The organism is Micromonospora sp. DT46 (assembly GCF_049841735.1).
Taxonomy (GTDB): Bacteria; Actinomycetota; Actinomycetes; order Mycobacteriales; family Micromonosporaceae; genus Micromonospora; species Micromonospora reichwaldensis.
On record NZ_JBNCKW010000005.1, the window covers coordinates 314,954 to 332,589 of the forward strand.

Annotated in this window: 18 protein-coding genes; 9 read left to right on the forward strand and 9 right to left on the reverse strand. The window is 72.9% G+C overall.

Annotated features, from left to right (window positions below; translation table 11 throughout):
- Nucleotides 1–18 precede the first annotated feature (18 nt).
- Together ACLQ20_RS15735 and ACLQ20_RS15740 are read right to left on the reverse strand one after the other, a co-directional pair.
- Complete coding sequence (locus tag ACLQ20_RS15735; protein WP_151454486.1) at nt 19–231, reverse strand: hypothetical protein; 213 nt, start codon at nt 229–231, stop codon at nt 19–21.
- 144 nt (nt 232–375) lie between these two features.
- Nucleotides 376–1,965, reverse strand: a complete 1,590-nt coding sequence (locus ACLQ20_RS15740) for an NYN domain-containing protein (RefSeq protein ID WP_425856138.1) — start codon at nt 1,963–1,965, stop codon at nt 376–378.
- A gap of 127 nt (nt 1,966–2,092) precedes the next feature.
- On the opposite strand from ACLQ20_RS15740, the gene ACLQ20_RS15745 reads away from it, so the two are divergent.
- From ACLQ20_RS15745 to ACLQ20_RS15765, 5 genes are all read left to right on the forward strand, one after another.
- Nucleotides 2,093–3,847 carry a DEDD exonuclease domain-containing protein gene (locus ACLQ20_RS15745; RefSeq protein ID WP_425856139.1) on the forward strand — a complete coding sequence of 585 codons (1,755 nt, stop codon included), beginning with the start codon at nt 2,093–2,095 and terminating at the stop codon, nt 3,845–3,847.
- Between the two features lie 129 nt (nt 3,848–3,976).
- A complete protein-coding gene (locus ACLQ20_RS15750) occupies nt 3,977–5,764 on the forward strand; it encodes a RelA/SpoT family protein (RefSeq protein WP_425856428.1) in 1,788 nt (595 codons plus the stop codon).
- A gap of 53 nt (nt 5,765–5,817) precedes the next feature.
- Complete coding sequence (locus tag ACLQ20_RS15755; protein WP_132236153.1) at nt 5,818–6,360, forward strand: NUDIX domain-containing protein; 543 nt, start codon at nt 5,818–5,820, stop codon at nt 6,358–6,360.
- 143 nt (nt 6,361–6,503) lie between these two features.
- Nucleotides 6,504–7,352, forward strand: coding sequence for a nucleotidyltransferase family protein (locus ACLQ20_RS15760; protein WP_327031265.1), 849 nt, complete (start codon nt 6,504–6,506; stop codon nt 7,350–7,352).
- Nucleotides 7,353–7,388: 36 nt separating this feature from the next.
- Nucleotides 7,389–7,676, forward strand: a complete 288-nt coding sequence (locus ACLQ20_RS15765) for an Lrp/AsnC family transcriptional regulator (RefSeq protein WP_088999172.1) — start codon at nt 7,389–7,391, stop codon at nt 7,674–7,676.
- A 108-nt stretch (nt 7,677–7,784) separates the two neighbouring features.
- On the opposite strand, the gene ACLQ20_RS15770 is transcribed toward ACLQ20_RS15765, so the two are convergent.
- From ACLQ20_RS15770 to ACLQ20_RS15790, 5 genes are all read right to left on the reverse strand, one after another.
- Nucleotides 7,785–8,459 (reverse strand): DUF4142 domain-containing protein, encoded by a 675-nt coding sequence (locus ACLQ20_RS15770; protein ID WP_151454489.1) that lies wholly within the window; start codon nt 8,457–8,459, stop codon nt 7,785–7,787.
- Between the two features lie 177 nt (nt 8,460–8,636).
- The gene (locus tag ACLQ20_RS15775; RefSeq protein WP_151454490.1) at nt 8,637–10,268 is read right to left on the reverse strand and encodes a cytochrome bc1 complex cytochrome b subunit; all 1,632 of its coding nucleotides are present in this window, start codon (nt 10,266–10,268) and stop codon (nt 8,637–8,639) included.
- A complete protein-coding gene (locus ACLQ20_RS15780) occupies nt 10,265–11,353 on the reverse strand; it encodes a cytochrome bc1 complex Rieske iron-sulfur subunit (RefSeq protein WP_151454491.1) in 1,089 nt (362 codons plus the stop codon). Before ACLQ20_RS15780 ends, ACLQ20_RS15775 begins: the two co-directional genes overlap by 4 nt.
- A 67-nt stretch (nt 11,354–11,420) precedes the next feature.
- Nucleotides 11,421–12,254 carry a cytochrome bc1 complex diheme cytochrome c subunit gene (locus tag ACLQ20_RS15785; RefSeq protein WP_132236145.1) on the reverse strand — a complete coding sequence of 278 codons (834 nt, stop codon included), beginning with the start codon at nt 12,252–12,254 and terminating at the stop codon, nt 11,421–11,423.
- Between the two features lie 72 nt (nt 12,255–12,326).
- The gene (locus ACLQ20_RS15790) at nt 12,327–12,926 is read right to left on the reverse strand and encodes an aa3-type cytochrome oxidase subunit III (protein WP_151454492.1); all 600 of its coding nucleotides are present in this window, start codon (nt 12,924–12,926) and stop codon (nt 12,327–12,329) included.
- A gap of 108 nt (nt 12,927–13,034) precedes the next feature.
- Here ACLQ20_RS15790 and ACLQ20_RS15795 point away from each other — a divergent pair, with 108 nt between their 5' ends.
- The 4 genes from ACLQ20_RS15795 to ACLQ20_RS15810 all read left to right on the forward strand — a co-directional run bounded on the left by ACLQ20_RS15795 (nt 13,035) and on the right by ACLQ20_RS15810 (nt 16,043).
- Complete coding sequence (locus tag ACLQ20_RS15795) at nt 13,035–13,979, forward strand: cytochrome c oxidase assembly protein (protein ID WP_327029172.1); 945 nt, start codon at nt 13,035–13,037, stop codon at nt 13,977–13,979.
- A 185-nt stretch (nt 13,980–14,164) separates the two neighbouring features.
- Nucleotides 14,165–14,560 carry a hypothetical protein gene (locus ACLQ20_RS15800; protein WP_132236139.1) on the forward strand — a complete coding sequence of 132 codons (396 nt, stop codon included), beginning with the start codon at nt 14,165–14,167 and terminating at the stop codon, nt 14,558–14,560.
- 86 nt (nt 14,561–14,646) lie between these two features.
- On the forward strand, nt 14,647–15,693 hold the full coding sequence (trpD, locus tag ACLQ20_RS15805; protein ID WP_151454494.1) for an anthranilate phosphoribosyltransferase: 1,047 nt from the start codon (nt 14,647–14,649) through the stop codon (nt 15,691–15,693).
- Nucleotides 15,694–15,839: 146 nt separating this feature from the next.
- Complete coding sequence (locus ACLQ20_RS15810) at nt 15,840–16,043, forward strand: hypothetical protein (protein ID WP_151454495.1); 204 nt, start codon at nt 15,840–15,842, stop codon at nt 16,041–16,043.
- A gap of 153 nt (nt 16,044–16,196) precedes the next feature.
- On the opposite strand, the gene ACLQ20_RS15815 is transcribed toward ACLQ20_RS15810, so the two are convergent.
- Complete coding sequence (locus tag ACLQ20_RS15815) at nt 16,197–16,625, reverse strand: cytochrome c oxidase subunit 4 (RefSeq protein ID WP_357578187.1); 429 nt, start codon at nt 16,623–16,625, stop codon at nt 16,197–16,199.
- 10 nt (nt 16,626–16,635) lie between these two features.
- Complete coding sequence (coxB, locus tag ACLQ20_RS15820; protein WP_132236131.1) at nt 16,636–17,607, reverse strand: aa3-type cytochrome oxidase subunit II; 972 nt, start codon at nt 17,605–17,607, stop codon at nt 16,636–16,638.
- Between the last annotated feature and the right edge of the window lie 29 nt (nt 17,608–17,636).

Genomic DNA, 17,636 nt, shown 5'->3' on the forward strand with positions numbered 1-17,636 from the left:
GGCACCGGCCGTGGCCCGTCACGCGACGCGGCGGCGTCGGGTGCGCCGCCCGGCCGGCCCGGGAGCGGGCAGGACCTCCACCTCGAACCCGGCCCGGGCGAACACCTCGATGGCCCGGGCCTCCGCGCCGTCCAGCCCGGCGGCCGGGGACGAATCGTCGAGCAGGGCGGTCACCAGGCAGTCGCCGCAGCCGGTCCCCCGGATACCGCACCCCGCGCAGTCGATGAGCATCTCGCCTCCTGATGCGCTGCGGTGACCGGGCGCGGCGTCACCGTCGCCGCCCGAGCACCGTCCGTCACCACGACGGTAGGCAGGGGGTACGACAGAAAAGGGACAACCGGTCGCGGACGGCCCGAAAGCGATCAAGCACCCCGATCAGGAGCGGGCCAGGCGGCGCAGCAGCGAGTCGGCACCGAGCGGGTACGCCCCGTGCCGGCGTACGCCGTCGGCGACCTCCCGGTCGGAGGAGACCACGACCACCGGCCGTCCCGGCGGCTCGGCGCGCACCAGGCGCCGGATCAGCTCGTCGGCGGTCTCCCCCTTGCGGGAGAAGAGCACCCGTACGCCGCGCGGCGCCGGCGGCAGGCCGTGCATCCGTTCGGCGCCGTCGAAGACCACCGTGACCTCGTCGCCGGTCTGCGCGGCGATCCCGCCCAGGCCGGTGATCAGCCGCTTGCGCTGCTGTTCCAGGGACATCTCGCCGAAGCCGCGCTTGGTCACGTTGTAGCCGTCGACGACGAGGTGCGCCCGGGGCAGGGCGAGCAGCTGGTCGAGGCGGGCCGGGTCGTCGGTGTCCCGGGCGCGCGTCGCGGCGCCGGCGGCCGGGGCGGCGGTCTGGTCGGCGAAGGCGTCGGCGACGAAGTCCGCGGGCAGCTTGTCGACCGGGTCGAGCGCCAGCTCGCGGCGCAGCCCGACGGCGGCCTGCCCGATGGTCTCCAGCAGCAGCCAGAGCCGGGCGTCGTCGACGGAGCGGGCCTCCTTGGCGCTGGCCCGGGCGACCCCCGCCGCCGCCTCCGCCTCGGCCAGCCGGGCCCGCACCCGGCGCAGCTCGGCGTCGGCGTCCGCCGTCGCGCGGGCGGCCCGCCCCCGCTCGGTGGCGAGCAGTTCGGTGGCCTTGCGCTCGCGGGCCTGCGTCTCGCGCAGCGACCGGGTCAGCTGCCGGCTCTCCTCGCGCAGCTGGCCGAGCTCCTCGCGGACCCGGGCCAGCTCGTCGCGGAGCTTCTCCGCCTCGACCCGGGCCACCGCCCGGTCGTGCTCGGCGCGGGTGGCCCGCTGCTCGGCCTCGCGGACCAGCTCGGCGACCACCGCGCTGTCGGCCTCGGCGCGGACCGCCGCGCCGCTGGCCTCGATCAGCTCCCGCCAGCCCCGGGGGCGGGCCAGGTAGGCCAGCGCGGCCACCTCGACCGGGTCGGCGGCGGCCGGCGCGGTGCCCTCCAGCACGGCGGCGCCCAGGTCGCCGGTGTCGGCGAGGACCCGGGCGGTGATCCGTTGGCGGAACAGCGGGTCCGCGGCGAGCTGGGCGGCGATGGCCGGGGCGCCGAGCCGGGCCCGGCGGTTGGGGGCGAACTTGGCGACCCGGCGCAGCGGGACCGGCACCTCGTCGGCGGGCAGCCCGGGCAGCACCGTCGCGGTGAGCGCCACGATGCGCTGCCTGACCGCCTCCGGCAGCACGGGCTCCGGCTCGGGCGCCGCCGCCTCAGGCTCGGCAGCCTCAGGCTCGGGCGCCGACGCAGACGTCTCAGGCTCGGACGCCGACGCCGCAGGCGCAGGCGCCTCAGGCTCGGAAGCCGACGCCGCAGGCTCGGGCGCTGCAAAATCGGACGCCTCGGACTCGGGCGCCGAAGCCGCGGCGGCCGCGGCGCCGGGCGGGGTGGTCCCGGCGGGGGCGCCCTCACCGGGGTCGCGCGCAGCGTCGACCGGATCCTCCTGCCGGAGGTGGTCGTCGTGCGGCTCGGTGAGGGGCATGTGGCAAGTCTCCCACCGCGACCGGGCCCACCGCCCGGTGAGTGAGCCGATCTCTCATCCTAGACCGGTGGTGATGTCTGATGCCGTTGGGACGGGAGTGTCGGACCGGACCGTTAGCGTGCCGCCGATGGCACAGACCGAGTACGTCCAGGAGCCGCTGGCCGGTTTCGACCCCGGCGCGGGCGGGGTCGACCCGGCGCTGCCGCTGTACGCGACGACGTTCGTGGTGGTCGACCTGGAGACCACCGGCGGCGCGCCGGACGGCGGCGGGATCACCGAGATCGGCGCGGTCAAGGTGCGCGGCGGCGAGGAGCTGGGCGTGCTGGCCACCCTGGTCAACCCCGGCGTGCCCATCCCCCCGTTCATCACCGTGCTCACCGGCATCACCCAGGCCATGCTGGTGCCGGCCCCGCCGATCGAGCAGGTGCTGCCGAGCTTCCTGGAGTTCATCACCGACGCCGTGCTGGTCGCCCACAACGCCCCCTACGACGTGGGCTTCCTCAAGGCCGCGTGCGCGAAGCACGGCTACCGCTGGCCCAACCCGCGGGTCCTCGACACCGCCGCGCTGGCCCGTCGGGTGCTCACCCGCGACGAGGTGCCCAACCGCAAGCTCGGCACCCTCGCGGCCTACTTCCGCACCGCCACCCAGCCGACCCACCGGGCCCTCGACGACGCCAAGGCCACCGTCGACGTGCTGCACGGGCTGATCGCCCGCCTCGGCGGGCACCGGGTCGACACCGTCGGCGACGCCATCGAGTTCGCCCGGGCGGTCACCCCCACCCAGCGGCGCAAGCGGCACCTGGCCGAGGGCCTGCCCAAGGCGCCGGGGGTCTACATCTTCCGGGCCGCCGACGACCGGCCGCTCTACGTCGGCACCTCCGGCGACATCGCCACCCGGGTGCGCAGCTACTTCACGGCGGCGGAGAAGCGGGCCCGCATCTCCGAGATGCTCGCCGCCGCGGAGCGGGTGGAGGCGGTGGAGTGCGCCCACTCGCTGGAGGCGGAGGTCCGCGAGCTGCGGCTCATCGGGGCGCACGCCCCGCCGTACAACCGGCGGTCGAAGTTCCCGGAGCGGGTGCTCTGGCTGAAGCTGACCGACGGGCCGTACCCCCGGCTGTCGGTGGTCCGGGCCATCTCCCCCGGCGACGCCGCCTACCTCGGGCCGTTCAGCTCCCGTCGGGCGGCGGAGCTGGCCGCCGCCGGTTTCCACGACGCCGTGCCGCTGCGCCAGTGCACCCACCGGCTCTCGCTGCGCACGGTCACGCCGGCCTGCGCGCTGGCCGAGCTGGGTCGCTGCCCGGCGCCCTGCGAGCACCGGATCTCCCCAGAGGAGTACGACGCCCGCGCGGTCGCGCCGTTCCGCACCGCCACCGCCAGCGACCCGCAGCGGGTGGTCGACGCCCTGCTCGCCCGGATCGACACGCTCTCGGACGCCCAGCGCTACGAGGAGGCGGCGGTGGCCCGGTCCCGGCTGGCGGCGGTGCTGCGGGCGACCGTGCGGATGCAACGGCTGACGGCGCTGACCGGGATCGCCGAGCTGGCCGCCGCGCGTCCGGCGGCCCGCGGCGGCTGGGATCTGGCGCTGGTGCGGCACGGCCGGCTGGCCGGGGCGGGGGTCTCACCCCCCGGCGTCCACCCCCGACCGACGATCGCCGCGATCCGGGCGACCGCCGAGACCGTCCCGCCCGGCCACGGCCCGGTCCCGCGTGCCTCGGCCGAGGAGACCGAACGCATCCTGTCCTGGTTGGAGCGACCGGAGACCAGGCTGGTGGAGATGTCGTCCGGGTGGGCGTCCCCGGTGGCCGGTGCGGCCCGCTTCCGCGACCTGCTGCGCAAGGCCGAGAACGCCGCTTCCCACCAAAGCTCGACCGAACGCCCATGACCAAGTGACCGATCGGACTACCTCCACTCCCTTAGGCTGTTAGAGAAGTGCAGTCCTGCCCGTTTCGTGGGCCTGCTCCCGGCTGCCGGGTGTCGGCGGCCGCGGAGCCGGGGTGAGGAGGTGTCCCACGTGGACGTCGACGCCGGACGCGGCGCCGCCCTGGGGGGCGCGCTTCCGACCCAACCGGGCGAGCTGCCGCTGGCCCGCCGGCTGCGCTCGCTGCTGAGCTGGCCCACCGCCGACACCGACCCGGTCAGCCAACTCGTCCGGGCCCACCGGACGATCCATCCCGGCACCGAGCCCTCCGTGCTGCGCCGGGCCTACACCATCGCGGAGAACATGCACCGCGGGCAGTTCCGCAAGAGCGGCGAGCCCTACATCACGCACCCGCTGGCGGTCGCCCAGATCTGCGCCGAGATCGGCATGGACGCCATCACCCTGGTCGCCGCGCTGCTGCACGACACCGTGGAGGACACCCGCTACACCCTCCAGGCGCTCGCCGAGGACTTCGGGCCGGAGGTGGCGCACCTGGTCGACGGGGTGACCAAGTTCGACAAGGCCTTCTACGGCAAGGCCGCCGAGGCCGAGACGATCCGCAAGATGATCATCGCGGCCGGCAAGGACGTCCGGGTCCTGATCATCAAGTTGGCCGACCGGCTGCACAACATGCGCACCCTGGGCGTCCGGTCCGCGGCGTCCCGGGAGCGGATCGCCCGCAAGACGCAGGAGGTGCTGGTCCCGCTCTGCGACCGGCTCGGAATCCAGACGCTCAAGCGCGAGCTCGACGACGTGGTGCTGCTGCACCTGGAGCCCGACGAGCACGCCCGGATCGCCCGGCACGTGCACGACCGGCCCGGCTGGGACGCGTACCTCGACGAGGTGGTCACCCACGCGAAGTCGGCCCTGCGCCGCAGCCGGGTGGACGCGGCGGTGACCCCCCGCTCCCGGCACCTCTACTCGATCTGGAAGGACACCGTGGCCGGTGGCCACAGCGCCCCCTTCGACCTGCCCCGCATCGTGATCGTGGTGGACGGCCCGGCGACCGACTGCTATGCGGCGCTCGGCGCGGTCCACGGCGTGTGGCGGCCGGTCCCCGGCCGGTTCAAGGACTTCATCGCCTCCCCCAAGAACAACCTCTACCGCTCGCTGCACACCACCGTCTGCGGGCCCAGGAACCGCACCGTGGAGGTGCTGATCCGCACCGTGGAGATGCACCGCTCGGCGGAGTACGGGGTCGCCGCCGACTTCCGTTTCCCGCGTTCCGGCGGCGGCACGGCCCGGGCGGAGCAGCTCGACTGGCTGCGTCGGGTGCTCGACTGGGAGCAGGACGCGGCCGACCCGGCCCAGTTCCTCGAGTCGCTGCGTTGCGACCTCGCCGAGGCGCAGATCCAGGTCTTCGCCGACGGGCGACAGGTCGTGCTGCCCGCCGGGGCGACCCCGGTGGACCTCGCGTACGAGTTGGGCACCGCGCGGGGCGACCACTGCCTCGCGGCGCGGATCAACGGCCGGCTGGCCCCGCTCTCCTCCGAACTGGACGAGGGCGACGTGGTGGAGATCTTCACCGAGACCGACGCGGCGAACGGCTTCGACGCCGACGCCGCCCCGCGTGGCCCCCGCCGGGAGTGGCTCGGTTTCGTCAAGTCGCCGCAGGCGCAGATGCAGATCAGCCGGTGGTTCGCCGAGCACACCGAGCCCGGCATCTCCATCACCGACAAGGTCCGCCTCGGCCGGGCCACCATCGGGCTGGCCCTGCGCAAGCACGACCGGGGCCTCGCCAGCGACCTGCCGCTGCTGCGGCTGTCGGAGGAGTTGGGCTACCCCGACCTGGAGACGCTGCTGGTCGCGGTCTTCGACCGGGTGATCGAACCGGACACGGTCGTACGCCAGCTCATCGACCTGGTGGACCACCGGCAGTGACCGCCCCGGGCCCGGGTGGTCCGAACGCTCCTCGCGGCCACTAGCCTGGACGCATGATCCCCCGCTCGCGCGCCACCGGTCGAGCCGTCGCCTACCAGGTCTTCTACCGGCTGCCACTGCCGGTACGCCGCCGCCTGGTCCGGCTGGCCGTGCCGAAGTACATCGTCGGCGCGGTCACCCTGGTCCGGGACAGCGAGGCGGAGGGCGCGGGCCGGCTGCTGCTGCTGCGTCAGCCGCCCGGTAGGGGCTGGGGGCTGCCGGCCGGCCTGTTGCAGAAGGGCGAGGCGCCGGTGGTGGGCGCCGCCCGGGAGCTGCACGAGGAGTCCGGCATCCGGCTGTCGCCCCGGCAGTTGAGCCCCGCCGTGCCGAACGCCGTGGTGCACGCCAAGGGCTGGGTGGACGTCGTGTTCACCGCCGAGGTACCGGCGTCGAGCACCGAGTTGAAGGTCGACGGGGCCGAGGTCTACGAGGCCGCCTGGCACCCGCTGGACGACCTGCCCAAGCTGACCTGGCCGACGGCCCGGCTCCTCGCGTACTACGACATCGGGCCGCTGGCCGGGCAGTTCCCGCCACCGGTGCCCGACAAGAAGCCGTGACCGCAGCCCCCGGCGAGCGCGGCCCGGCAGCCGCCACCGAGGCCGGTCGTAGCCCGGCAGCCGCCACCGGAACCGGCCGCGTCCCGGACCCCACCGCCAGGACCGGCCACGGCCCGGCAGTCGCCCGGGCGGAGGTCTGCGCGGTGGTGCTCGCCGCCGGCGAGGGCACCCGGCTGCGGCCGCTGACCGAGCGGCTACCCAAGGCGCTCTGCCCGGTCGGCAACGTGCCGCTGCTCGACCGGGCGCTGCACCGGCTGGCCGGGCTCGGCCTGGTCGGGACCGACCGGGTCGCCGTCAACGCCTGCTACCTCGGCGACCAGGTCGTCGACCACGTCGGGGACCGCGCCCACCTCTCGGTCGAGCCGGGCGACCCGCTCGGCACCGCCGGCGGCGTGGCGAACCTGCGGGACTGGATCGCCGGGCGCGGGGTGCTGGTCGGCAACGCCGACGCCTACCTCGCCGACCCGGCCCGTCCCCCGGGCCCCGACATCGCCGCGCTGCTGCACGACTGGGACGGCGACTCCGTACGCCTGCTCGGCCAGCCCGCCCCTGACCCGGCGGCACCGGGCACCTTCGACGGCCACGTCTTCACCGGCTTCTCGTTGCTGCCGTGGCGGCTGGTGCGGGGCCTGCCGGTCGGGTTCGGCGACCTCGTCCGGGCGCTCTGGCGGCCGGCGGAGGCGGCCGGCGCGCTGACCGTCGTGCCGTACCCCGGCACCTTCTACGACACCGGCACCCCGGCCGACTACCTGGCGGCCAACCTGCACGCGGCCGGCGGCGGCAACCTGGTGGACCCGACGGCCACGGTGACGGGCCGCTGCCGCTCGGCGGTGGTCGGCGCGGGCGCCGTCGTGCACGGCGACGTGGAGCGGGCAGTCGTCTGGCCCGGCGCCACCGTCGGCCCCGGCGAGCACCTGCGCGACGCGGTACGCGCCGGCACCGCCCTCACCGTCCCCGGCACACCGCCGTCCCCGGGCCGGGGAAGCCTCTAGCATGGGCGACGACGCCGACGAACGGAGAAATGTCCCGTGATCACCGCGATCGTGCTGATCGACTGCGCCACCGACTCGATCCCCGAGGTGGCCGAGAACCTGGCCAACCTGCCCGGCGTCAGCGAGGTCTACTCGGTGGCGGGCCACGTCGACCTGATCGCGATGGTCCGGGTCCGGGAGTTCGAGCAGATCGCGCAGGTGATCGCCGGCAGCATCTCCAAGGTGCCCGGGGTGCTCAACACCGAGTCGCACATCGCCTTCCGGGCGTACTCCCAGCACGATCTGGAGGAGGCCTTCGCGATCGGCCTCGCGAACGCCGACTGACGCGGACGCCGGGCGCCGCCGACGGAGCGAGGCAGGTGGCGGCCGGGGCGGTACGCCGAACGGCCGGCCCACCCCTGAGGATGGACCGGCCGTCGTGGCGCGCGGACGTCAGCTCTGCGTGGGAGCCGGCGCCTCCTCGGTGCCACCCGGAGCCGGCGACTCGGTGGTGCCGCCCGGAGCCGGGGTCTCGGTGGTGCCGCCCGGAGCCGGCGTCGTGCCGCCCGGGCTCGGGGTACCGCTGGCGCTGGTCTGCGGCACCGGGATGCCCAGCTGCTCCGCCAGCTGCACCAGCGCGTCGTAGTGCGCCTGCAGCGTCGGCAGGGCGGTCTGGGCCAGCTGGACCACCGACTGCTCGGAGCCCTGCGAGATCTCCGTCTGGGTGGCCTGGATGGCCTGGACGTGGCCGGCCAGCTCACTGGTCACCCAGAGCCGGTCGAACTCCTCGCCGCTGGCGTTGTTCAGCTGGTCGATGACGGACTGCTGATCCGCGGTGGGCTCACTCGGCAACTCCACGCCCAGCTGCGACGCGGTCTGCTGCACCGTCTGGTCGAGCTGGGTGTGGTCCGTCTTGAGCCGGGCGCCCAGGTCCTTGACCCCCTGGCTCTGGCCCTTCTGCTGGGCCAGGTCACCCGCGGTGATCTCGAACAGATTCACCTGGTGCACGGCCTGCAGGTACTGGGTGTCCTGCTGTGACGGCTGCACCGCGGCCTGTGCCGCCGCGGCCGGCGCGATCCCCACCAGCACCAGCGCGGCCAGCAGGCCGAGGCGTTTGATACCCAACATGCTTCCCCCCCTTGAGACGTTGGATCGCACGGATACCCGGCTGACCGGGGTTATTCCTGCGATCCCCCGTCGGGGAGGCGACCGACCGACACGCCCGTGTCGGACCGTCGGGGGGCGGAAACGGACGTGGCGCCCGCCGGAGGACTCCGGTGGGCGCCACGTCGAGGTGTCGCGGGGTCAGCGGCGGCTCTCGCCGCTGCCGATCTCCTCCCGTTCCGGTCGGGGCTCGACCGGCGGGTGCCCCGGCGAGACCGGCGCCTCGGCCGGCTTCTCGATCGGGTAGAAGAAGCCCCGGATGGCCGGGCCGAGGGCACCGAGCCGGTTCATCTTCTTCGGCACGACCCAGCCGGCGTACGGCAGCGCGCCGTGGCCGTCGCCGTGCCCGTCGGCGGCCACGAGCGGCTGGTGCACCTCTTCGAACCGGCCGTCCGGCAGGCGCCGGATGATGCCGGTCTCGACACCGTGGGCGAGCACCTCCCGGTCGTGCTGCTGGAGACCCAGGCAGATCCGGTAGGTGACGTAGTACGCCAGCGGCGGCAGCACCAGCAGGCCGATGCGGCCGGCCCAGGTCATCGCGTTCAGGCTGATCTGGAACTTGTCGGCGATGACGTCGTTGGCGCCAGAGAGGGTCAGCACGACGAAGAACGCCAGCGCCATGGCGCCCAGGCCGGTCCGGGCCGGCACGTCCCGGGGACGCTGGAGCAGGTTGTGGCTCCTGGTGTCCTTGAGGCGCCGGGCCTCCAGGAACGGGTAGAGCGTCGACAGGCCGACCAGGATGCCCGGCAGCACGACCGTCGGCCAGAACAGCGGCGGGATCACGTACCCGTCGCCGATCGGGATGTTGATCTCCCAGTTGGGCATCAGGCGGGTCGAGCCGTCGAGGAACATGACGTACCAGTCGGGCTGGCTGGCGGCCGAGACCACCCACGCCTCGTACGGGCCGAACAGCCAGATCGGGTTGATCTGGAACAGGCCGCCCATCAGCGCGATCACGCCGAAGACGACCATGAAGAAGCCGCCCTGCTTGATCGCGTAGCGGGGGAACATCCGCTCGCCGACCACGTTGCCGTTGGTCCGGCCGGGGCCGGGCCACTGGGTGTGCTTCTGCTTGAAGACCAGGCCCAGGTGGGCGCCGATCAGCGCGAGCAGCAGGCCCGGGACGAGCAGCACATGGGCGATGTAGAACCGGCTGATGATGATCGTGCCCGGGAACTCCCCGCCGAAGACCGACGAGGTGACCCAGGAGCCGATCACCGGGATGGAGAGCATGATCGCCGAGGCGATCCGCAGGCCGGTGCCGGAGAGGCCGTCATCCGGCAGCGAGTAGCCGGTGAAGCCGGCGAGGAAGCCGACCCAGAACAGCAGCGAGCCGATGATCCAGTTGGTCTCACGCGGCTTGCGGAACGCGCCGGTGAAGAAGACCCGGAGCATGTGCACCACGATGGCGGCCATGAACAGCAGCGCCGACCAGTGGTGCATCTGCCGCATGATCAGGCCACCGCGGACGTCGAACGAGATGTCCAGGCTGGAGGCGTACGCGGCCGACATCGGCGTGCCCCGCAGCGGGGCGTAGCTGCCGTTGTAGACGACCTCGGTCATCGCCGGCTCGTAGAAGAAGGTCAGGAAGACGCCGGTCAGCAGCAGGACGACGAACGAGAACAGCGCGATCTCGCCGAGCAGGAACGACCAGTGGTCCGGGAAGACCTTGTTCAGCAGCCGGCGCAGCGGGGTGGCCACCTGGAAGCGGTCGTCCACCCCCCGGGCGACGTTCCCCGGGACTGCTGCCTTGTCAAACTTGCGCCGCTTCACGGCCGCTCCCAGAAGTCGGGCCCGACGGTCTCGGTGTAGTCGGACTTGGCCACGAAGTAGCCCTCGGAGTCCACCTCGATCGGCAGCTGCGGCAGCCGTCGGCTGGCCGGGCCGAAGATGGGCCGGGCGTTGTCGGTGATCAGGAACTGCGACTGGTGGCACGGGCAGAGCAGGCGGTTGGTCTGCTGCTCGTACAGGCTCGCCGGGCAACCGGCGTGCGTGCAGATCTTGGAGAACGCGGCGTAGTTGCCCCACATGTAGTCGCCGTGCTGCTCACGCTCGTTGGCCTGGCGCGACTTCTGCGCGTCGGAGTCCCGCAGGTGGATCAGCAGGGTCGGCGAGTCCGCGTGCAGGTTGCTCACGCCGTGGTCGATGCCGGGGAAGACGGTGATCTGGCCGCCCGCGCTGACGTCCGCCGGGCGGACCGGCCGGCCGTCCTCGCGGACCAGGCGGATCTTCTCGCCGCTCTCGGTCGGGGCGAAGCCCGTCCTGAACATCTGGTTGTTCTTGTGCGGCTGGGAGATCAGGCCGCCGACCAGGGGCGCCGCGGCGACCGCGCCGACCGGCGCGAGACCGGCCAGCAGCGAGATGCCGAGCAGCGGCCGGCGCTTCACGCCCAGCTCGTCGGCCATGTAGAGCATGGTCTGGCCGGTGATGATCCGGTCGTCCGAGGCGACGGCACCCTCGTGCCGGTCCTGGATCGAGACCTCCTTCGGCAGCAGCTTCTTGCCCCAGGTCAGGATGCCGAAGCCGATGCCGAGCAGGGCCACGCCGAGGGTGACGCCGAGCAGGGGCGTGTACCACTTGTCGCCGCCGCTGCCCGGGGAGTACTCCCACGGCCACCAGATGTAGATCACCAGGAACGCGGTCGCCGCCAGGCCGGTCAGCAGGAAGAACGACGCGACCGTACGGGTCAGCCGGCGCTCGGCCTTGCTGCCCGGCGCCACCTGCGGCTCGTAGTGGACGATCTCGATATCGTCCCGGCGCGCGCCCTCCCGGACGATGTCGAACTGGCTGAGCCCGGGGGTGTTCACGTCGAGCGGCTCCCGGCCCTGCTGGGCCTGGTGCTCGGTGTGCGTGGTCATGCCGTCACCTCGCTACGGGCGGTGCCGCGCTGCGGCACCACGGCACTGAATCGGATGAGCCGCCCGGTCACGACTTGCCCGCAATCCACAGGCTCGCGAAGACGAGCGCGACGATGCCCACCAGGAAGATCGCCAGGCCCTCGGTGGACGGCCCGTACCGACCGAGGTTGAAGCCGCCCGGGTCCTGGTCGTGCTTCAGGGTCTCCTGGATGTAGGCGATGAGGTCCGCCTTCTGGTCCGGGGAGATCTGGTTGTCGCCGAAGACCGGCATGTTCTGCGGGCCGCTCAGCATGGCGGCGTAGATCTGCCGGTCGGTGGCCGGGCGCAGGCTCGGCGCGTACTTGCCGGAGGACAGGGCGCCGCCGCCGCCGCCGAAGGCGTGGCACTGCGCGCAGTTGATCCGGAACAGCTCGCCGCCGGCGGCGACGTTCCCGTCGGCGTGCAGGTTGTCACCGTCGGGCACCACCGGGCCGCCGCCGAGTTCCTGGACGTACTGCGCGAGCTGGCGGGTCTCCTCGTCGGTGAAGAGCTCAGGCTTGCGCTGGGCCTGGGCCTCCTGCCGGGCCATCGGCATGCGGCCGGAGCCGACCTGGAACTCGACCGAGGCCGCGCCGACGCCGATCAGGCTCGGCCCGCGCCCCTCGACGCCCTGCGCGTTGCGACCGTGACAGGTCACACAGCTCACGTCGAACAGCGCCTTGCCCTCCGCGGCGGCACCGGTGAGCGGGGTGTCCTGCGCCTGCACGCCGGGGGCGAAGACGGTGTAGGCGCCGCCGGCCAGCATCAGCGCGGCGAACAGCCGGACCGCGGCACCCAGCCGGCGGCGGCCCCTGCTGCGCGCCGCGGGCCGCTCGCGCAGCCGCGCGAGCAGACCGCGTCGGCGGTCGTTGTCAGAAGTCATGACCTGTGTCCTTAACCGGTTGGACCTTGTCTCAGGGGACGGAGCAGCGGCGCGGTTCGTGACGCGCCAAGATCACTGAAGCCAGTAGATCATGGCGTAGAGCCCGATCCACACGACGTCGACGAAGTGCCAGTAGTAGGACACGACGATCGCCGACGTGGCCTGCGCCGGTGTGAACCGGCCCATGGTGGTGCGGATCATGAAGATGACGAAGGCGACCAGACCGCCGGCCACGTGCAGGCCGTGGAAGCCGGTGGTCAGGTAGAACATCGACCCGTAACCGTCTTCGTTGATCTTGATGCCCGCGTGCACCAGCTCGCGGTACTCGTTGAGCTGGCCGAGGACGAAGATCAGGCCCATCACGAAGGTGATCGTGAACCAGCGCCGCAGCGCGTGGACGTCACCCTTCTCGGCGGCGAACACCCCGAGCTGGCAGGTCACCGAGGACAACACCAGGATCACCGTGAAGGTGGTCGCGTAGGGGATGTTGAGGTGCTCGGTGTGCTTCGCCCACTGCTCCGGCGCCGCCGCGCGGATGGAGAAGTACATCGCGAACAGCGCCGCGAAGAACATGAGTTCGCTGGAGAGCCACACGATCGTCCCGACGCTGACCATGTTGGGTCGGGTCAGGGAGTGGATCCGGCTCTTGTCAATGGCTGGGGCCGCAGTCACGCGGTCATTATTGCCCTTGACCGGGGCCGCCGATCAGCGGGGGGCCAAACCCGTGGCATCCACAGCCCGATCGGGGCAGTCCGGTTCGCCTGACCTAGGCTGAAAAGCGTGCTGCACGCCGATCCGATCTCCGCCGCAGCCGCCGTCGCCGCGCCGGCGGCGAGCGCGGCCACCCCGCCACCGTTCACCGTGACCTCGGTGTTCACCGAGACCAGGCTGGACAGCTGGCTCGCCGTCGGCCTGGTGCTGGCCGCCGGCGTCTACCTCTACGGGGTGCACCGGCTGCGGATCCGGGGCGACCGGTGGCCGGTAGCCAGGACGGTCTTCTTCCTCGGCCCCGGCCTCGGCGGCATCGCGGCGGTCACCGTCAGCGGCCTGCACGCGTACGACACGGCACTGCTGTCGGTGCACATGGTCCAGCACATGGTGCTCTCCATGATCTCGCCGATCTTCCTCGCGCTGGGCGCGCCGGTGACGCTGGCCCTGCGCACCCTGCCGCCGCGACCGCGCAAGCGGTTGCTGGCGGTCGTGCACAGCCGGATCGCCCGGATCTACAGCTTCCCCCTGGTGGCGTTCGCCATCTTCGTGGTGAACCCGTTCGCGCTCTACTTCACCGACCTGTACCGCTACACCCTCGAGAACGTGTGGGCGCACGAGGTCGTGCACGCGCACTTCATCATGACCGGCTGCGTGTTCTTCTGGCCGCTGCTCGGGCTCGACCCGCTGCCGGGCCGCTGGCCGTACCCGGCCCGGGCGCTGCTGATGCTGCTCTCCGTGCCGTTCCACACCGTGCTCGGACTCACCATCATGCAGAGCAGCACGCTCTTCGGCGGCGACTGGTACCCGTCGCTCGGGCTCACCTGGTCGGACCCGTGGCAGGACCAGGTGGTCGCCGGCGGCATCCTCTGGGCCGGCGGCGAGTTCGTCAGCGTGACCATGCTGGCCGTGCTGGTCGTGCAGTGGATGCGGCACGCCGAGCGGGAGGCCCGCCGCGTCGACCGCGACCTGGACCGCCAGGAGGCCCGTCAGCGCGCCGCGGAGTCCACGGCCTGAGCCGGGCCGGCCGGTACGCCCCGGCGCCGCCGCCGGGCGGACGTCGCACACCTCACACCGACCGGTACGATCAGCGGGCGGCCACGAGGTGGGAGCCAGTCCGACCGACGAGCGCGCAGCGAACGAATCATCAAGCTCAGTGTGATGGTGCCGCACGACGGCACGGAGCGAAGCGGAGTGCCGGCATGAGCGATCGTCTTTGCACCGTCCTGCTCTACAGCGACGACCCGGAGGTCCGCGACCGGATGCGGCTCGCCGTCGGGCCGCGCCCCGCGCCCGGCCTGCGGGTCGAGTTCGTCGAGGCGTCCGACTACGCCGAGTGCGTCCGGCTCGTCGACGACTACGAGATCGACCTGCTGGTGCTCGACGGCGAGGCGAGCCCGGGCGGCGGCATCGGCATCGCCCGGCAGATCAAGGACGACCGGGCCGACGCCCCCCCGACCTGCGTGGTGATCGCCCGCGCCGCCGACCGGTGGCTCGCGGCGTACGCCGAGGTCGACGCCACCCTGGTGCACCCGCTCGACCCGGTGACCACCGGCACGACGGTGGCCGAGCTGCTGCGGACGCACGCACCCGCCTGACGTCCCCCGCTCCGGCCCGCCACGGCGCCGGGCCGACCGGTGCCGGTTCCATCCCACCCGCATCTCGCACGCTCGGGAGGCCCGCCTTGGGCGATCGGACCTGGCCGCACCTGCTCAACGCGCTGCTGCGCGGCGAGGAACTCGCCACCGCCGACACCGCCTGGGCGATGGGCGAGATCATGGCCGGCTCGGCCGCCCCGGCGCAGATGGCGGGCTTCGTCGTCGCGCTGCGCGCCAAGGGTGAGACCTCGGCCGAGCTGGCCGGTCTGGTGGAGGCGATGCTCGGCCGGGCGGTCCCGGTCGAGCTGCCCGACGAGCTGCGCGCCACCGCCCTCGACGTGGTCGGCACCGGCGGTGACCTCGCGCACACCGTCAACATCTCGACCATGGCCTCGCTGGTGGTGGCCGGCGCCGGTGTCCGGGTGGTCAAGCACGGCAACCGGGCGGCCTCCTCCTCCTGCGGCACCGCCGACGTGCTGGAGTTCCTCGGCGTGCCGCTCGACCTGGGCCCCGAGGGGGTGGCCCGGTGCGTCGCCGAGGCCGGCATGGGCTTCTGCTTCGCGGCCCGGTTCCACCCCGGAATGCGGCACACCGGCCCGGTACGCCGGGAGCTGGGCGTGCCCACGGTGTTCAACTTCCTCGGCCCGCTGACCAACCCGGCGCGGCCCCGCGCCGGAGCGGTCGGCTGCTTCGACGCCCGGATGGCCCCGGTGATGGCCGGCGTCTTCGCCGCCCGGGGCGACTCCGTGCTGGTGATGCGCGGCGAGGACGGGCTGGACGAGTTCACCACCGCCGCACCGACCCGCGTCTGGGCGGCCCAGGGCGGCGTCGTCAGGGAGTCGCTGCTGGACGCCGCCGACCTCGGCGTACCCCGGGCCACCCTGGCCGACCTGCGCGGCGGTGACGCCGCCTTCAACGCCGACGTGGTCCGCCGGCTGCTGGCCGGCGAGACCGGCCCGGTGCGCGACGCGGTCCTGGTCAACGCGGCGGCGGCGCTGGCCACGCAGGGCCCGCTCGACGGCGACCTCACCGCGGCCCTGCGGGCCGGGATCGACCGGGCCGCCGAGTCCGTCGACTCCGGGGCCGCCGCCCGCGTCCTCGACCGCTGGATCGAGGTCGCGCGCGCCCTCTGAGCCCCGGGCCTCGCCGAAGGTTGTCGGACCCCCGTGGGAAACTACAGCTGAGTAGTTCCCACATTCGTCCTGCGCCGTCGAGCGCGGCAATCCCCGTCGGGCGTGTGCGACGCGCCCCCGCGGGACCGGAGCGAGAGGAGACGCCCGTGTCGGAGCGCGAGCTCTACTGCGACACCTGTGAGGGCGTCGAGCCGTTCGAGGCGCCGCCGTGCGCCGACGGCCACGGCGCCGACTGCCCCGAACTGGTCTGCACGGGCTGCGGCGCGGCCGTGCTCGTCACCACCTTCACGTTCCGCCTGGCGCGTCCGAGCGGCCGGCACCGCCCGGCGAGCCGCCGCCGCGCCGCCTGAAACCGCCGCCACCGCTGAGCGGGCGTCGGTCCCCCGCGGTGTCCGCTCAGCGCCGCTGCCGACCACGTCCCGCGCCCGCGCCACCCGTTCCACGCCGAAGGCCCGCCTCCCCGGGGAGGCGGGCCTTCGGGACGTTCGCGGGTGACCGACCGATCAGTGCTCGGCGGTGCGCCGGGTGCCGCTGTAGTACTCGAACAGCAGGCCGCAGACGGAGAACGTGACCGCCAGCATGCCGAGGCCGAGCAGCCAGAACTGCCAGAACGCGAGGCCGAAACCGGCCATCCCGACGGCGATCGCCAGGCCGAACGGCCAGTAGCTGCCCGGGCTGAAGAAGCCGATCTCGCCCGCGCCGTCGGCGATCTCGCCGTCCGGCCGGTCCTCCGGCCGAAGGTCGATCCGGCGGGAGACGAACCAGAAGAAGCCGCCGCACATCGTGCAGAGCAGGAAGCTCAGCAGCAGGGCGACCGTGCCGACCCACTCGACCTGGCCGCCGGAGTCGGCGGCGGTCCACCCGCCGTAGAGGACGGTGGCGAAGAGCAGGAACCCGGCGATGACCAGGAAGATGCGCCACTCGGTCTTCATGCCCGATCCCTCAGCTTCCCGCGCCGGCCGGCGCGTCGTCCGGGTTGAAGTTGGCCTCGGTGCGACGGGTCTCGAACGGCTTCGTGGTCTTCGCGTACGGGTCCTCGCCGATGGCCGTCAGCGCCTCCTGCGTGGACCTGCCGTCCCGCTTGGCCGCCAGGAACTGCTCGTACTTCTCCGGGGAGACGACCCGCAGCTCGAAGTTCATGAAGGCGTGGTAGCTGCCGCAGAGCTCCGCGCAGCGGCCGACGTAGGCGCCCTCGGACTCCAGCTTCGAGACCTCGAAGACGTTGCGGATCTTGCCCGGCATGACGTCGCGCTTGAACAGCAGCTCCGGCACCCAGAACGAGTGGATGACGTCGCGGCTGGTCTCCTCGAACCGGATGGACCGGTCGGTCGGCAGCACCAGGATCGGGATGACCTCGCTGGTGCCGAGCACGGAGGCGACCGTGTTGGCGTCCTGGCCCTGACCGTCGCGGTAGTTGAACTGCCAGTTCCACTTGAACGCGACCACCTCGACCGTGACGTCGGGGTTCTTGGTCGTCCGCACCACGTCGGTCTGCACGACCGCCGTGTAGTAGAACAGCACGGAGACGATCAGGATCGGCGCGATGGTGTAGAGGAACTCCATCGGCATGTTGTAACGGGTCTGCACCGGCAGCTCGTTGCCCCGCTTGCGGTAGCGCACGACGCACCAGAAGATCAGGCCCCACACGAAGACGCCGACCGCGAGCGCCGCGATGCACGAGGCGATCCACAGGTCGTACATCCGGTGCGACTCGGGCGTGATGCCGCCCTGCGGCCAGCCGAAGCCGCCGAACGCCGCGCCGACGTCGCAGCCCGTGAGCAGGACCAGCAGCGCCGCTCCGCCGAGGCCGAGCCCGGCGATCCGACCGGCACCACGTCCCCGGCGCCCACCGGCTCCTGGGGAAGCGCTGTGCCGTACGGCCGACGGCCGTACCTCCGAACTCCTTGCGACCACCTGGTCCTGCCTCCCTAGCGCGCCGCGGT

Coding starts and splice junctions, on each gene's coding strand:
- ACLQ20_RS15735 (WP_151454486.1), bottom strand. CDS start 231: ATGCTCATCGACTGCGCGGGGTGCGGTATCCGGGGGACCGGCTGCGGC.
- ACLQ20_RS15740 (WP_425856138.1), bottom strand. CDS start 1,965: ATGCCCCTCACCGAGCCGCACGACGACCACCTCCGGCAGGAGGATCCG.
- ACLQ20_RS15745 (WP_425856139.1), top strand. CDS start 2,093: ATGGCACAGACCGAGTACGTCCAGGAGCCGCTGGCCGGTTTCGACCCC.
- ACLQ20_RS15755 (WP_132236153.1), top strand. CDS start 5,818: ATGATCCCCCGCTCGCGCGCCACCGGTCGAGCCGTCGCCTACCAGGTC.
- ACLQ20_RS15770 (WP_151454489.1), bottom strand. CDS start 8,459: ATGTTGGGTATCAAACGCCTCGGCCTGCTGGCCGCGCTGGTGCTGGTG.
- ACLQ20_RS15780 (WP_151454491.1), bottom strand. CDS start 11,353: ATGACCACGCACACCGAGCACCAGGCCCAGCAGGGCCGGGAGCCGCTC.
- ACLQ20_RS15785 (WP_132236145.1), bottom strand. CDS start 12,254: ATGACTTCTGACAACGACCGCCGACGCGGTCTGCTCGCGCGGCTGCGC.
- ACLQ20_RS15800 (WP_132236139.1), top strand. CDS start 14,165: ATGAGCGATCGTCTTTGCACCGTCCTGCTCTACAGCGACGACCCGGAG.
- ACLQ20_RS15815 (WP_357578187.1), bottom strand. CDS start 16,625: ATGAAGACCGAGTGGCGCATCTTCCTGGTCATCGCCGGGTTCCTGCTC.